This window comes from Asticcacaulis excentricus (assembly GCF_003966695.1).
GTDB lineage: Bacteria > Pseudomonadota > Alphaproteobacteria > Caulobacterales > Caulobacteraceae > Asticcacaulis > Asticcacaulis excentricus_A.
On sequence record NZ_AP018828.1, the window covers coordinates 409,821 to 425,241 of the forward strand.

At 60.6% G+C, this 15,421-nt stretch carries 8 protein-coding genes and 1 pseudogene; 8 read left to right on the forward strand and 1 reads right to left on the reverse strand.

Features of this window, described 5'->3' with window-relative positions; translation table 11 throughout:
* The first annotated feature begins 46 nt into the window (after positions 1 to 46).
* The 4 genes from EM6_RS12975 to EM6_RS12990 all read left to right on the forward strand — a co-directional run bounded on the left by EM6_RS12975 (position 47) and on the right by EM6_RS12990 (position 8,828).
* Positions 47 to 1,030 carry a pectinesterase family protein gene (locus EM6_RS12975; RefSeq protein ID WP_126423586.1) on the forward strand — a complete coding sequence of 328 codons (984 nt, stop codon included), beginning with the start codon at positions 47 to 49 and terminating at the stop codon, positions 1,028 to 1,030.
* A gap of 55 nt (positions 1,031 to 1,085) precedes the next feature.
* A complete protein-coding gene (locus EM6_RS12980) occupies positions 1,086 to 4,199 on the forward strand; it encodes a sugar-binding domain-containing protein (protein ID WP_126423587.1) in 3,114 nt (1,037 codons plus the stop codon).
* A 391-nt stretch (positions 4,200 to 4,590) separates the two neighbouring features.
* Positions 4,591 to 6,429 (forward strand): glycoside hydrolase family 2 protein, encoded by a 1,839-nt coding sequence (locus tag EM6_RS12985; protein ID WP_126423588.1) that lies wholly within the window; start codon positions 4,591 to 4,593, stop codon positions 6,427 to 6,429.
* Positions 6,426 to 8,828 carry a glycosyl hydrolase 115 family protein gene (locus EM6_RS12990; protein WP_126423589.1) on the forward strand — a complete coding sequence of 801 codons (2,403 nt, stop codon included), beginning with the start codon at positions 6,426 to 6,428 and terminating at the stop codon, positions 8,826 to 8,828. The genes EM6_RS12985 and EM6_RS12990 overlap by 4 nt, the downstream gene beginning before the upstream one ends.
* Positions 8,829 to 9,096: 268 nt before the next feature.
* On the opposite strand, the gene EM6_RS12995 is transcribed toward EM6_RS12990, so the two are convergent.
* Positions 9,097 to 10,308 (reverse strand): nitrate/nitrite transporter, encoded by a 1,212-nt coding sequence (locus EM6_RS12995; RefSeq protein ID WP_126423590.1) that lies wholly within the window; start codon positions 10,306 to 10,308, stop codon positions 9,097 to 9,099.
* 304 nt (positions 10,309 to 10,612) lie between these two features.
* Between EM6_RS12995 and EM6_RS13000 the strand changes: the two genes are divergently transcribed.
* The 4 genes and pseudogenes from EM6_RS13000 (at position 10,613) to nirD (ending at position 15,418) form a co-directional block, all read left to right on the forward strand.
* Complete coding sequence (locus EM6_RS13000) at positions 10,613 to 11,206, forward strand: ANTAR domain-containing response regulator (RefSeq protein WP_126423591.1); 594 nt, start codon at positions 10,613 to 10,615, stop codon at positions 11,204 to 11,206.
* Positions 11,200 to 12,344, forward strand: a pseudogene (locus tag EM6_RS13005) (ABC transporter substrate-binding protein). Before EM6_RS13000 ends, EM6_RS13005 begins: the two are co-directional and overlap by 7 nt.
* Before the next feature lie 243 nt (positions 12,345 to 12,587).
* Entirely contained in the window at positions 12,588 to 15,074 is a 2,487-nt protein-coding gene (gene nirB / locus EM6_RS13010) for a nitrite reductase large subunit NirB (RefSeq protein WP_126423592.1), read from the forward strand.
* On the forward strand, positions 15,071 to 15,418 hold the full coding sequence (gene nirD, locus EM6_RS13015; RefSeq protein WP_126423593.1) for a nitrite reductase small subunit NirD: 348 nt from the start codon (positions 15,071 to 15,073) through the stop codon (positions 15,416 to 15,418). The genes nirB and nirD overlap by 4 nt, the downstream gene beginning before the upstream one ends.
* Positions 15,419 to 15,421: the final 3 nt, after the last annotated feature.

Sequence of the window (15,421 nt, forward strand, 5' to 3'; positions counted from 1 at the left end):
ACAGCTCCAGTCTTACATTTGAACAGCATTTTTTGAGGAAACGCTGATGAGCGCAAAGCAGCCCATGCTGAATCGCCGACTGTTCTGCGGGGCGGGCGCGCTGGTCTTGATCGCAGCCCACCCGGTTTTCGCACAGGCGCAGGCGATTGTGCGTGTACCGACGCAGTACAAGACTCTGGCTGAGGCCTTTGCGGCCCTGCCTGACGCGGGAGGCGTGGTCGAGATTGCACCGGGGACCTACCGCGAAAAACTCAGCCTGTCGAAGCCGGGTGTGCATCTGGTCGGGACAGGCAAAAAGCCGGAAGACGTGGTCATTGTCTGGGGCGACAGCGCGAAGATGGCCGGTGGCACAGGCAAATCAGCGTCGTTTACAGTCAGTGGCGATGGCTTTCGCGCCAGTAATCTGACGATCCAGAACGACTACCACCTCACTCAGCCGGACAATCCCTCTCAGGCCGTGGCCTTATCGATAAGCGCTGACCGCGCGGTTTTGCGCAATGTCCGCCTTCTGGGGGCGCAGGATACCCTTTATGCGGCGTCAAAAAAACCGACCCTCCCAAGCCGTCAGTACTATAAGGATTGCTACATCGAAGGGCATGTCGATTTCATTTTCGGCAATGCCCTGGCCTTCTTTGATCGCTGCCATCTGCATATCATTGAGCGCAATGGCGCCTTCATCACGGCCCACAGCCGCACAGCGGAAACTGAAACCACAGCCTATGTCTTCGATCATTGTCGCATTACCACGGCAGGCGAGGGGAGCTATTATTTCGGCCGGGCGTGGCGACCCTATGCGCAGGTCATTTTCCTCGATACGCGCATCGACGGGCGTATTCATCCGGAAGGCTGGCGCGAATGGACGCCGGGCAAGACCGAGACCTACGCCACGGCGCATTTTGCGGAATATAATTCCAGTGGACCGGGCGCAGATGTCAGCCAGCGGGTCTTCTGGGCGAAGCGGTTAAGCGCCGATCAGGCCGCAAAATGGCGACTTGAGAGCGTGTTCCCCGATCGTAGCTGGATGAATTGAAAGAGATAATCCCTTCCCGTTTACGGGGAGGGATGAATGCCAGGATGTCAGACTCATGACCCAACTCCATCGCCGTAATTTTCTCACCGTTACCGCCGCGAGTGGTGCCGCCGCGGCTGTGGCGGCCCCCTCAGTAGGCGCGGAGACATCTGCGTGGGGTGTACCCGACGAGGGCTGGAGCCTGTGGATCGACGAAAAAGCCCCCTATAAGGACGATGTCATCTACCTGCCGACGCAGGCGGACCTGAAGACCCTTCCGGTCAATCCACCGACCGGAGGGTGGGGGGCGCTGACCCCCGAAGCCACGGTTACCCTTCCGGCCACGGTTGAGCAGCACTTCTGGGGCCGCTTTGGACTAAGGCCCTATACGGGCGATGAATACCGCTATGCTGAAGACGATCCGGTGCCACAAAACGGCGCGTATCGAGGTGTGTCGTGGTGGTGGCGCGAGATCACTATTCCTGCCTCAGCCAAGGACCAGCGCGTTCTGTTGCATATCCGGGGGGCGCGGTTGCGCGCCGAGGTGTTCCTCAATGAAAAGCTGGTTGGGTATTCGATCCTCTCCGAACAGCCCTTCGATTGCGATCTGACGGGTGCCATGGCTCCCGGCGGCACCAACCGTCTGGCCATCCGCATCACCAATCCCGGTGGACGCTACGACTGGCGCGATTCCACCACCATGATGTGGGGTAAGCTCAAGCTGTTTGCCTCGCACGGGTTCGGCGGGCTGGACCGCGGCATGACCCTCAGCGTGCACCCGCTGGACAGCCATATCGAGGACGCATGGGTGCTCAATACGCCTGAGCCCCGTAAAGTCACCGCCCATATGCAGGTGCGGCTGACGGATAAAATCAGCGCGGAGCAACTCGCCAAACGCGCTTCTGTCCGGTTGCAAGGCCCGGACGGAAAGTCGGTTAAAGTCAAAACCGCTTTAAAAAGTGCCAGGATCGAAAACGGCGTAGCGACGCTGGTCTATGATCTTCATGCCCCTGATGCGAAGCTGTGGGACCTGGAAAACCGCCACCTCTACCATATGCGCTTCGACTGGAAGGGTAATACCGGCCTGTCATCAAAGACCGTGCGTTTTGGCTTTCGCTGGTTTGCTGTCGAAGGGATCGGCACCAATGCGCTTTTGCGGCTGAATGGCAAACGCATCAAACTCTATTCCGCGATTTCATGGGGCTATTGGGGCTATAACGGCATGTGGCCGACGCCCGCCCTGGCGCGGCGCGAGGTAGAGGCGGCGCAGGCTCTGGGCCTCAACTGCCTCCATGCGCACCGCAATGTCGGCAAGCACGATGTCTTCGATCGTCAGGACGAACTGGGGCTGATGCGCGTCATGGAACCCGGCGGCGGGCGCCACGCCATTGGCAAGGACCTGAAACCCGGTGAGAGCCTGTCCGAGGCCGATGCCTTCAGTCGTGCCTATATGATCGAGAAGTGTCGTCTGATGGCCAGAACCTTCCGTTCGCATCCGTCACTGGCGCATTACACGCTTCAGAACGAAATCGGGGCCAATCTCAATAATCCTGACGTTCAGAATGTTCTGAAAATTATTCACGACGAAGACCCGTCGCGCACGGTCATCCTCAATGACGGCTTTGTGAAACGGGGCGCGGCGCAGGCCATGTATCTGGCCTATAATGACCACTATTTCCGTTCGGATGTTGAACCTTTCGGCGGCTGGTGGGTGGAGCATCAGGGGGCCGGGGATCAGTGGTACGACAAGTTCTATCAGTCGAAAGACAGCTATATCCACTATCAGACCGGTAAGCCCTATATCGTCGAATTCGGTGAAATGCAGGGCTGCGCCACGGCGGACAACCATGTGCTGATGGTCGCCGACATTCTGGCCAATGGCGGTAAGTCCTACGACCTTGAAGACCATAAGGTCATCGTGCAGAATACCGCGGCCTATCTCGATAAATGGGGCTTCCGCAAAGCGTTTCCGACGACGGAAAGCCTGTTCCTGTCGGTGGGTCGCAAGGTTTATGACGCCTGGCAGAATTATCTGGAAAACATCCGCATCGGGGATGAGGTTGATATTGCCGCGATTTCGGGCTGGGAGACGACGGCCATCGAGAACCACTCCGGTATTGTCGATAATCTGCGCTATTTCAAATCGCCGCCCGATCTTCTGCGCAATAGCCTGCTGCCGGTCCGGCCGATCGCCAAGCAACGTCGTCTGGTCTATGCGACGGGCGAAGCGGCCGAACTCGACATCTACCTGCTCAACGATACCGATGCGCAGATCAGGGGCGAAATGATCCTGAGCCTGATCGCGCCGGATGGGACGACGACCGAGATCGCCCGTTATGCCGCGCCGACGCATGTGAAAGATCAGTTCCGCTACCTGCTGGCGGAGAAGGTGCTGACGCCCACCCTGACGAAGCCGGGTATCAACAAGGTTCAGATTGAGCTGAAAGGCTACCCGTCTTTTGTGCGCGACCTGTGGGTTGTGGACAATGCCTCAGGGCTGAAAAAGCCGGTGACGCTGGCCGTATCGGGTGTGGCCAAATCCTTCCGCGATCAGTTGACGGCCATCCCCGGCCTGACGGTTGAAGACTTCAAGGCCGGTGGGAAATATGATGCCATCATCGCTTCGGGCCTCAAAGCCGAAGAGATCGCGAAGCGTCAGGTGGGGGAGCAGACGGGCCTTGAAGCCCAGCCCAAGGCCGGTGAAAAACCCAAGCTCATTCTGGGCGAACTGCCGGCGGACGTGCAGGCAGCAGTGAAGGCGGGGACGCCACTGCTGGCCTATGTGCCGGAAGACGGTCTGGCCGAAGGGGTGGCAAAGCAGTTGTCGGCGCTGGGCCTGTTCTCTTACGCCGGTCAGGTGGGTAATCTGCGCGCGCCGTGGATGGGCAACTGGAACTATCTGCGCGCCCACCCGATCTTCGACGGTCTGCCGGTGGATCAGGCCACTTCGGTCTTCCATCAGGTCGAAGGTCAGCCCTCGAATGGGTTGCTGATCGACGGCCCCGTCATCGGGCCCGATGGCATTGAGGTTATCGCCGCCTATAGCCGCGACCATGACCGTCAGAATGGCGCAGCGTGCTTTACGGTACGCAAGGACGGCATGAAGGTTATCGTACACCGATTACCCGACATGGTGGCCCCGCTTCAGAAACGCTTACTGATCAATGCGATTACGTGGCTAATCGAGTAGATCATTCCTAGAGAGGGATGATTTTAAATGGAAGCATCATCCTGCTCTAAATTTCTGTTTTGTCGGGATATTTTTGTCGAAAACCGCTCACACTTTTCGACACATCGCTCTAAAATAATCTGACAGGCATCACTCTGCGCAAATCCCTCTGAATAAAGGGGGCGATGTATTTTGCGGTGAGTTGTGGCCGTTCTCATTTGCGACAGTGTGCGAACGTCTGAGGCGATGCGCGTCTGATCGACCGCCGCCCTCACATGGGCCAACTGCGCCGGTAGGCAAAATCGCAGCTTGATCGGCATCGAATTTGATTGAAATTGATCGTTTGGAACGCTAAAAGGTCTTACCAATAAAATTATTAGGTCTGATAAGGATTGCAGGAGGGAGAGTGGTCATGCGTTGGGTTTCCACCATTGCGGCGGTATTGGTCCTGTTTGCCCTACCGGCGGTGGCGCAGGATGTGCGGCCGGCCTACCTTTTGACGGGGGCGGCGTATCGTGAGGTTCAGGATCTGTCGGGCACATGGACCTATTCCAAGGACCTGTATCGCACGGGTCTGACGGACATCAATGGCTGGGTGGCCAAGTCACGGATGCAGCGTTACCGCGATGTGGATGTGGCCGCCGAAGAGGCCAAAGGTGGGGCGACCTTCTTTGAATTTGACCTTGATCGTGGCCCGCAGATGGCGATACCCGGCGCGTGGAATGCTGCCGAACCCGAACTGCGCTATTATGACGGGCTGATCTGGTTTCAGCGCAAGTTTACCCCCAAAGTGTTTGACGGCAAACGCGCTTTTCTGCGGTTCGAGGCGGTCAATTACAAGGCCTATGTCTATCTGAACGGCAAGGAAATTGGCCGCCACGAAGGCGGTTTCACGCCGTTCGTTATTGAGGTCACGCAGGCCCTACGCGCCGGTGAAAACCGCCTGAGCGTCGGTGTGGATTCCACCCATGACGCCCAGTCCATTCCGACGGCGATTACCGACTGGGACCTCTACGGCGGCATTACCCGTCCTGTGAAGCTGATCTATACACCCGAAACCTTTGTCGATGACGCCACCCTGACCCTGACTCCGGAGGGGCGTCTGAAAGGTATGGCGCAACTGAACGGCCCCCGCGCCGCCGGGCAAGTCGTTACGCTGAGCATTGCAGGCCTTAAGACCACGGTATCTGCGACCACAGACGTCAAAGGGCAGGCGGTTTTTGATTTGAAAGCGCCGCGTGCGCTGAAACTGTGGTCACCGGAGACCCCGGTCCTCTATGAGGTGAGCTTTTCAACCGTTGATGACAAGCTGAGGGACCGGATTGGCTTTCGTACCATTACGGTTAAGGGGAATCAGATCCTGTTGAATGGTAAGCCTATTTTTCTCAAAGGTGTTTCTCTGCACGAGGAAGAATTCGGCAGCCATCCGGCACGTAACATGACGGAAGCGGCGTCACGTGCCCTGTTGTCCGAGATCAAATACGGCCTGCACGGCAACTATGTACGCCTGTCGCACTATCCGCATTCGGAGACGACCCTGCGTCTGGCTGACGAAATGGGGCTGCTGGTATGGAGCGAAATCCCGGTCTATTGGACGGTCGATTGGGAAAATCCGGCGGTGCTGCAAAAGGCGCTGAGGATGCAGGCGGAGACGGTTTTCAGGGATCGCAACCGGGCGTCGGTCATCTTGTGGAGCGTCGGGAATGAAACCCCGGTGTCAGCGCCGCGCACCCAATTCCACGCCGCCATGGCCGATAATGTGCGCGCGCTCGACCCGACGCGCCTGATCAGTGCCGCCCTGCTGGTCGAGCGTAAGGGCAATGAAATCTATCTGGCCGACCCGCTGGTGGATAAGCTGGATGTGCTGGCGGTCAATACCTATGCCGGCTGGTATGGCGATGATCCGCTGTCGGCGTTGCCGGGTCTGCACTGGAATGTGCCGGCGGACCGCCCGCTGATCCTGTCGGAGTTTGGGGCCGATGCGCTGGCGGGCTATCGCGACCCGACCGCGACGCATAAGTTTTCCGAGGACTATCAGGCGGCATACTATCGCCAGACCCTGAAAATGGCCGACAGGATACCGACCCTGAACGGCATGTCGCCGTGGATTTTGAAGGACTTTCAGTCGCCTCGCCGCGAACACCCGATCTATCAGAACGGCTGGAATCGCAAGGGATTGCTCTCGGAAACCGGTGTGCGTAAACAGGCCTTCGACGTCCTGGCCACCTATTATCAGGACAAGCAGCCGTGAGGGGCTGGCTGATAGCGCTGATGGCCTGTGTGGCCACACCGACTAGCGCTCAGGTGGTCGTGTCGCCCGCCGCCACGTCGCGCTCGCTGGACCTGACCGGGGCCGCGATTGTCTATGACGCCCGCGATGCCGAGTTGGTGGGCATTGCCGCACGTGATCTGGCCGACGATATCGCACGGTTGGGGGGGCAGGCGCAGGCGGTCACAATGGCGTCATCGGCCCGAACACAGGTCTGGGTCGGAACGCCCGGCCATCATGCCGGTATTGATGCGCTGATCAAGGCGGGCGCACTGGATGTCGGAAGGCTGAAAAACTGCTGGGAATGTTCACTGACGGCGGTGGTATCGAAGCCTGCGTCAGGCGTTGAGCGCGCCCTGATCATTGTGGGGTCCGATCGGCGGGGTGCCGCCTTTGGCGTCTATGACCTGTCGCGCGCTTTGGGGGTGTCGCCGTGGGTATGGTGGGCCGATGTGACGCCGGTGAAAAAGGGGCTGAATGTCTCGGTGTCAAAGCCTTATTTCTCCAAACCTTCCGTGACTTATCGCGGTCTTTTCATAAATGATGAAGACTGGGGTCTCTTCCCTTGGGCGGCACAAACCTTCGATCCGGAAACGGGCAATATCGGTCCGAAAACCTACGAGAAGGTGTTTCAGCTCTTGCTGCGCCTGAAGGCCAATACCCTGTGGCCGGCCATGCACAAGGTGTCCGCCCCGTTCAACGCCGACCCACGAAACGCGGCTTTAGCCGAACGTTATGGCATCGTTATGGGCTCGTCTCACGCCGAGCCCATGCTGCGGAACAATGTTGGGGAATGGACCGAACCGGGTGAGCGGTTCAACTACGCGACCCATCCGCAGGGTGTCCGCGCCTATTGGGAAGCGCGTCTCAAAACCAATGGCCGTTATGAAAACCTGTACACACTGGGGATGCGTGGCATCCACGATTCCGGCATTGTCGGGGCTTCGACGACTGCGGAAAAGCAGGTGCTGCTCAACCGCATTCTGTCGGATCAGCGTCAACTGTTGAAAGATACGGTCGGTGATCCAAAAACACTCCCGCAAGTCTTTGTGCCCTATAAGGAAGTTCTGGATATCTACCGTGCCGGAATAGACCTGCCGGAGGATGTAACCCTGGTGTGGCCCGACGATAATTTTGGCTATATCCGCTACTTTCCCAGTGCCGCAGAACAAAAGCGTTCGGGCCGGTCGGGCGTCTATTATCACCTGTCCTATCTGGGTGCCCCGCTCTCCTATCTGTGGCTTTCGACCACGCCGCCCGCTCTGGTGACCGAAGAGATGACGCGCGCCTATGACAATGGCGCGGACCGTCTGTGGGTCGTCAATGCTGGAGATATCAAGCCGGCAGAGGTCAATCTGACCCACTTTTTCGATCTGGCCTGGGATGTGAAGGGCGTGCGCGCCCTCAGCCAGAAGCAGTATCTGACGCGACTGGCGGGGGAAACCTTTGGTGCAGACAAGTCGGCGGTGATTGGCGACCTGTGGGATCGCTATTACCGGCTCAATTTCGAACGTCGCCCGGAACACCTGCAATACTACCTGCCCGGAGAGAAGGCGCGGCGCTCCGGCCTGTCGCCGCGGCAGGTGTTTGAGCGGGTGAGCGCTTTTGAAAACCTGATGACCGATGTCGAGGCGCTGAAAAGCGACGATCCGGGTCTGTTTCAACTGGTCGAATACCCGCTCAAGGCTTCGGCTCTGGCCAACCGGCGGTTTTTCGCGCTGGAGGCCTATGTAGCGGAATATGAGCGCAATCCGCGTCTGGGCGGGCTCTATGCGGGACGGGCCCGTGTGTTCGACGCGCAGATCAAGGCCCTGACGGCACGCTACAACAGCGGCAAATGGACGGGCATAATCGCCGAAGAACCCGCCGATGCCCTGTGGACCTCGTTCCGCCTGTCACCGCCCGTTCTACCGGCCGCGACGCTGGCTCAGACGGGGGAATTGCCTGTCTATCGCTTGGCCGATGACGGGGTGATCCGCCTTGAAGCCGAAGACGGTGTGGCCAAGGGCTGGCGGCGGATCGAAGGCCTCGGGCGCGGCGAGGGGAGCCTGCGCGCCTTGCAGGCGGATGCGGTCGTCAGCCTGCGTCCCGATCTACCCAAGGCCGGGACGTGGTGCATCAGTACCCATATCCTGCCGGTTTTCCCGACCGATGGGGCGTCGGCATGGTCGCTTGATCTCACAACCGAGGGGGTAACCACGCCTTTGACCTACGCCCGCGGACCGCAGGACAAGGCATGGCAGCAGGGCGTGCTGAATAATCGCCTGACGGTCTCTGTGTCCCTGACACTCGGTGCCGGACCGCGCGAGGTGCAGCTTCGGTCACCGCGCCCGGATATCATTCTCGACGGTGTGGATTTCACGTCCGGTGCGTGCCCTTAGAGCGAGATGATTTCAAATGGAAACATAATCCCTCTCTAAATTTTTGTTTTATCGCGATATTTTTGTCGAAAGCCGCTCACACGTTTCGACATATCGCTCCAGATCATTATGATTTCTGGTAGAAACATAATGATCTAGATTTTTGTTTAGTCCCTCGCCGGGCGGTGGCTTCGCCACCTTGACCGCCGCCTCAATGGCGGCTTGAGCGGAATGATCTCACTAGAAATCATTCCGCTTGAAACGGTGGACGCACAAGCGAAAACCACAGCTATATCCGTACATTCTCAAGTGCGCCGCCCCAGGTGGTGCGCCAGCGGCGCTTGATCAGGCTCAGGCCGCCAAAGGCGATCAGGGCCAGCGCCGCAAATCCGATCAGCCCGGGCTGGTAGGAGCCCAGCGCCTGTTTCGACAGGCCCAGACTGGTGGCCAGATAGAAGCCGCCGATGCCGCCAAACATGCCGACAAGGCCGGTCATCACGCCGATTTCGGCGCGAAAGCGCTGCGGCACCAGTTGGAACACGGCGCCATTGGCCATGCCCAGCGCCCCCATACCCACGATCAGGAATAACAGGGCGGTGAATTCGGTCGGCAGGCGGAAGCTGATGATGATGAGGGCAATGGCCGCGACCACGTACATGATCGACAAGGTGCGAATGCCGCCGATACGGTCGGCAACGCTGCCCCCCACCGGCCGGAAAAGCGAACCGGCAAAGACGCAAGCCGCGGTAAAAAAGCCGGCCTTGACCGGATCGAGGCCGTATTCAGCGTTAAAATAGATGTTGAGGGAGGAACTGAGGCCCACAAAGCCGCCAAAGGACACACCGTAGAACAACAGGAACCACCACGCATCCTGTTGTTTGAGGACGCTAAAATACTGATCCAGACGCTTGGGCGCGGGCGGATTGGGCGCATCCTTGGCAAACAGCATGTAAAAGATAAAGGCGGCGATCAGCGGCAGGGCCGCCAGACCGAAGACGGTGCTCCAGCCAAAGGCCTTGGCCAGCGACGGCGCAAACAGCGAGGCAAACACCGTGCCGGAATTGCCCGCACCGGCAATGCCCAGAGCCACGCCCTGATACTGCGGCGGATACCAGCGGGATGCCAAGGGCAGGGCGACCGCAAACGACGCCCCGGCGACGCCCAGCACGCCGGCCAGCATCAGCACACCGGCATAGGAGTCGATTTTCAGCACAAAGGCCGCCAGCAGCCCGCCAATGACGATGGCCTGAGCGATTGCGCCCGTCGTCTTGGGGCCAATGCGATCGACCATCACCCCCGCCACCAGCCGCAGCAAGGCCCCGGTCAGGATGGGTACGGCGACCATGAAGCCCTTTTGCGCCGGGGTGAGGCCCAGATCGCTGGCGATCTGCACGCCCAGCGCCCCCAGCAGCACCCAGACCATGAAGCTCATGTCGAAATAGAGAAAGGCCGAGACCAGCGTAGGTGCGTGTCCGGCTTTGAGGAAGTCTTTGGAAATCATGGATAAACCTGCGGCGTCGATCCGGGCAGCGCAACGGCCACTTCGGCAATGCGGAGACTTTTTCGGGTGGAGACGACGGTCCGGTTCGTTCCGGAGGCTGACCGCCGTTGGCCAGTTCCCAAATCGCTACAAAAGGCTAAGTCACTCAGGCAGACCCTGTCAAGGCGCGATTTTGCGTTGCGGGAAAGGTCAAAATTTTTCGCTTGCGCCCGGCGGCATGTTGGCATTAGCCGTAAGAGCAGAATCGACGCCCCGCAGCGCGGTGGGGCGTACCCGATACCCTTTCCCTGCCGGATAATTCCCCGTGAATGTGCTGATCATCGATCCCGACGACGCGCGCGCGGCCCTTGTGGCCGAAGGCATGCGGCTGGACGACAGCCTGCATGGCGCAACCCTGCACATCTGGCCGCGCTTTGAGCTGGCCCGCCTCAGCGAGATCAACCCGGACATGGTCATCATCGCCTGCGAAAGCCCGGATCGCGATACGCTGGATGCGCTGCAGATCGCCCATGAGCACGCGCCGCGCCCTGTGGCCATGTTTGTGGACCGTTCGGATGCCAATACGACGGCGCAGGCGCTGGAGGCCGGGGTGGCGGCCTATGTGGTGGACGGCTATGCGCCCAATCGCGTGGCCTCCATCCTGTCGGTGGCGGCGCATCGTTTCAACCTGATGCAGACCCTGCGCCATGACCTGTCGAAGGCGCGGGCCGATCTGGCGGCGCGCAAGACCATTGACCGCGCCAAGGGGGTGCTAATGACCTCACGCGGCATCGGCGAAGAGGAGGCCTATCGCCTGATGCGTAAGCACGCCATGGACTCAGGCCGCCCCATCGCGGCCATCGCCGAGGACATCCTCGCCATTTCCGACCTGCTGAAGAAGAGGGACGACGGATGTTGAGTGTACGTATCGGTTTCAGCCCGCTCAACGACGCCGCTCTGGTCGTGCTGGCCGAAGCGCTGGGCTTTTACGGCGCCGAAGGGCTGGATGTTTCGCTCAGCCGCGAAGCCAATTGGTCGAATATTCGCGACAAGCTGTCCTATGGCCTGCTGGATGGCGCGCACGTGCTGGCGACGTTGCCGCTGGCGCGTGGACTGGGGCTTGGGCCTGCCATCGGGCACATCATCGCGCCCATGGCGCTGGGGGCCAATGGCAATTCGGTGGTCATTTCCTCCAAGCTGAAAGAGGTGTTTGAAGGGTTGGGGGCCTCGACCCTGCTGGAGTCGGCGCGCGCCCTGCGGCTGGTGATCCAGCACCGGCGCGCCGTTAGCGAAGGCAAGGTGACCCTGGCCATTCCGTTCAACTATTCGCCGCACCATTTCGTGCTGCGTCACTGGCTGGCGGCCGGGGGATCGACCCCGACCGGCAGGTGCAGTGGGTGGTTCTGCCGCCGTCGCGCATGGCCGACCACCTGCGCGATGGGGTGATTGACGGCTTCTGCTCTGGCTCCCCCTGGCCGCAGATGGCGGAGTTGAACGGGAATGGGGTTGTGCTGTTCTCCGACCCCGCCTTCTGGACGCTGAAGCCCGAAAAGGTGCTGGCTCTGCGAGGTGTCTGGGCCGAAGAGCACCCGGAGGCCGCCGTGGCCCTGACGCGCGCCCTGTTGCGGGCCGGGCAGTGGGCGACGGAGCCCTCTCATGCCGAGGAACTGGCCCTGATCCTTAGCCGTGAGGCCTATGTGCGCGCGCCGCTGGAGGCTATTCAGGCGGCGCTGGCGCCCGGCGGGGCGGGTCTGATCCTTGATCCGCAGACGGCGACCTTCCCGTGGATCAGCCACGCCAAATGGTTCATCGGGCAGTTTGTGCGCTGGGGCCTGACGGAGGGGAGCCACGATTTCGACGCCATTGCGCGGCGGGTCTATCGACCGGACCTCTGGCGGCAGGCGGCGGCCCCGCTCAGCCTGTCCCTGCCTGTCGAGGATGAGAAGGACGAGGGTGGGGCCGAAGCGCCGTGGACGCTGCCGGCCGCGCCCGCCCCGGTCCTGATGCCGCCCAATACCCTGTTCGACGGGGGGGTGTTCCGGGTCAGACGCTCATAGGTTTTCGTGGCGGAATCCCAATCTCGCAGGCGCAAAAATCGCCGATTGACAGGGCGCGCGTCCTGTGGCCCAATAAAGCTACGGATCAAGGTCGATCCACGACATTTGCTCAGAAGCGCCAACGGCGGCGCGTTTGAGTCTTCATCGGACAAAGATGTCCCGCACTCCTGAAACGCTTTGGCGTCAAAGGGGTGCGGGATTTTTTTTGGCTCAATTCCCACGCGCTCGCATTGGAGCAATCCCATGGCCTTTCATTCTGAGCCTGTGGCCAAACCCCGGATCGTCGTCATTGGCGCGGGCATGGCCGGTGGCCGTATCGTCGAAGAGATTCTCAAACGCGATGATCGTATGTTCGACATTTCGATCATCGGTGCCGAGTCTTGCGCCACCTACGACCGTATCCAGCTCTCGCCGGTGCTGGCGGGCGAAAAGACGTTTGAACAGATCGTCACCCATTCGCAGGACTGGTATGACCTCAATGGCGTGAAGACGCATTTCGGCTGTTGGGTGCAGGGTATTGACCGCGATGCCCGGCGGGTGGTGCTGCACGACGGTCAGACGATCGCTTACGACTGTCTGATCCTCGCTACCGGTTCTGACCCGATCCGCCTGCCTTTGCCCGGTGCGGATTTGTCGGGCGTCGTGGCCTTCCGCGACCTGCACGATGTCGATCTGATGCAGAAGGCGGCGGAGGCAGGCGGCGAGGCAGTGGTCATCGGCGGCGGACTTTTGGGGTTGGAGGCCGCCTACGGTCTGGCCAAACGCGGCATGAAGGCCACGGTGATCCATCTGGTCGATGTGTTGATGGAGCGGCAACTCGATGAGGCCGCCGGACGGTTGCTGGAAAAGGCGCTGGCCGAACGCGGTGTGTCAGCCGTGCTGAACGCGCAGTCTGAGGCCATACTGGGCGAAACCCACGTAGAAGGGCTGAAACTCAAGGACGGGCGCGTGATTCCGGCCTCGCTTCTGGTCATGGCGGTGGGTATCCGCCCGCATGTGGAACCGGCGAAGTCGGCCGGTCTGACTGTCGAGCGCGGCATCGTCGTCGATGACCAGATGCGTACCAGCGACCCCTTCATCTTTGCGGTCGGCGAATGCGTGCAGCACCGCGGGCAGTGCTACGGCCTTGTGGCGCCCATCTGGGACATGTGCCGCACGCTGGCCGATGTGCTGACCGGTAAGAACCCGCAGGCGGCCTATTTGGGCTCGGAACTGGCGACGCGGCTTAAGGTCTCCGGCGTCGATCTCTATTCGGCGGGTCAGTTCAATGGTGGCGACGGCTGCGAAGACATCGTGTTCCGTGACCCGGCGCGCGGCGTCTATAAGCGCATCGTCATCAAGAATGACCAGCTTGTGGGCGCGGTGCTGTTTGGTGAGGCGGCGGATGGCGGCTGGTACTTTGACCTTATCAAAAAGGGCGAAAGCATTGGTGAGATTCGTGACACCCTGATCTTCGGTCAGGCGGTGACGGAGGCGCTGGCTGGCGTGGACCCTAACGCCGCCGTTGCGGCATGGCCCGACGACACGGAAGTGTGCGGCTGCAACGGCGTGAGCAAGGGTGCGGTGGTCGCGGCCATCAGCGGCGGCGCGGACACGCTGGATAAGGTACGCGGTTGCACCAAGGCGTCGGCGTCGTGCGGCTCGTGCACCGGCATTGTCGAGCAGTTGCTGAAGGTCACTCTGGGCGATGCCTTCAAGGCGCAGACCGGCCCCAAGCCGATGTGCAAATGCACGCATCATGGCCACGCCGTCGTGCGTCAGGCGATTGTCGAGCAAGGACTGAAGACCATCCCCGACGTCATGCAGGCGCTGAAATGGGAGACGCCGGATGGCTGTTCCTCGTGCCGCCCGGCGCTGAACTACTACCTCCTGTGTGCGTGGCCGCGTGAGTATCAGGATGATCCGCGCTCGCGCTTCGTCAATGAGCGTAACCACGCCAATATTCAAAAAGATGGCACCTATTCCGTCGTGCCGCGCATGTGGGGCGGCGTCACCTCGGCCAGGGAGTTGCGCGCCATTGCCGATGTCGTCGATAAGTTCAACCTGCCCATGGTCAAGGTCACGGGCGGCCAGCGTCTCGATATTTTCGGCGTCAAAAAAGAGGACCTGCCCGCCGTCTGGGCCGATCTCAACGCCGCTGGCATGGTGTCGGGCCACGCCTATGCCAAGGCGCTGCGCACGGTGAAAACTTGTGTCGGGTCGGAATGGTGCCGCTTCGGCACGCAGGACTCGACGGGGCTGGGTATCCGGCTGGAGCAGGACACCTGGGGCTCATGGATGCCGCACAAGTTCAAGATGGCGGTCTCAGGCTGCCCGCGCAACTGCGCCGAGGCGACGATCAAGGACTTCGGCGTCATCTGCGTTGATTCCGGCTATGAGCTGCACGTCGGTGGCAATGGCGGTATCCACCTGCGCGGCACGGACCTGTTGTGCAAGGTGGCGACCGAGGCCGAGGCCCGCGAATATTCTATGGCCTTCGTGCAATTCTACCGCGAAGACGCCTGGTATCTGGAGCGCACCGCGCCGTGGATCGAGCGTGTGGGCCTTGAGGCGATCAAGGCCAAACTGTTCGATGAGGAGACCCGAAAGGCCCTGATGGCGCGTTTTCTGGAGTCACAGGCCGTGTTTCAGGTCGATCCGTGGGCGGAGCACGCCCCCCAGTCCGAACCGGCCAAGGTGTTTTCACCGCTGGCGGACCTGCGCAGCGAAAAGAAGGAGATGGCGCGATGAGCGGCGATCTGGCTTTGCAAACCCCGCCTTTGACGTGGCTGGACGTCGGGGCGGCGGCGGATGTGCCGTATCAGGGGGCCCGGCGGGTCGAGACGGACAAGGGGGCCATCGCCGTCTTTCGTACCGTGGATAATGACTATTACGCCGTGATGGACAAATGCCCGCACAAGGGCGGTCCTCTGTCCGAAGGTATCGTGCACGGCCGTCATATTGCCTGTCCGTTGCACAACTGGTCGTTCAGCCTCGAAACGGGCGAGGCCGTCGGGGTAGATGCGGGGAAGGGCTGTACGCCCACCGTGCCGCTGAAGATTGAAAACGCCCGGATTTTTCTCGGACTGCGTTGAACC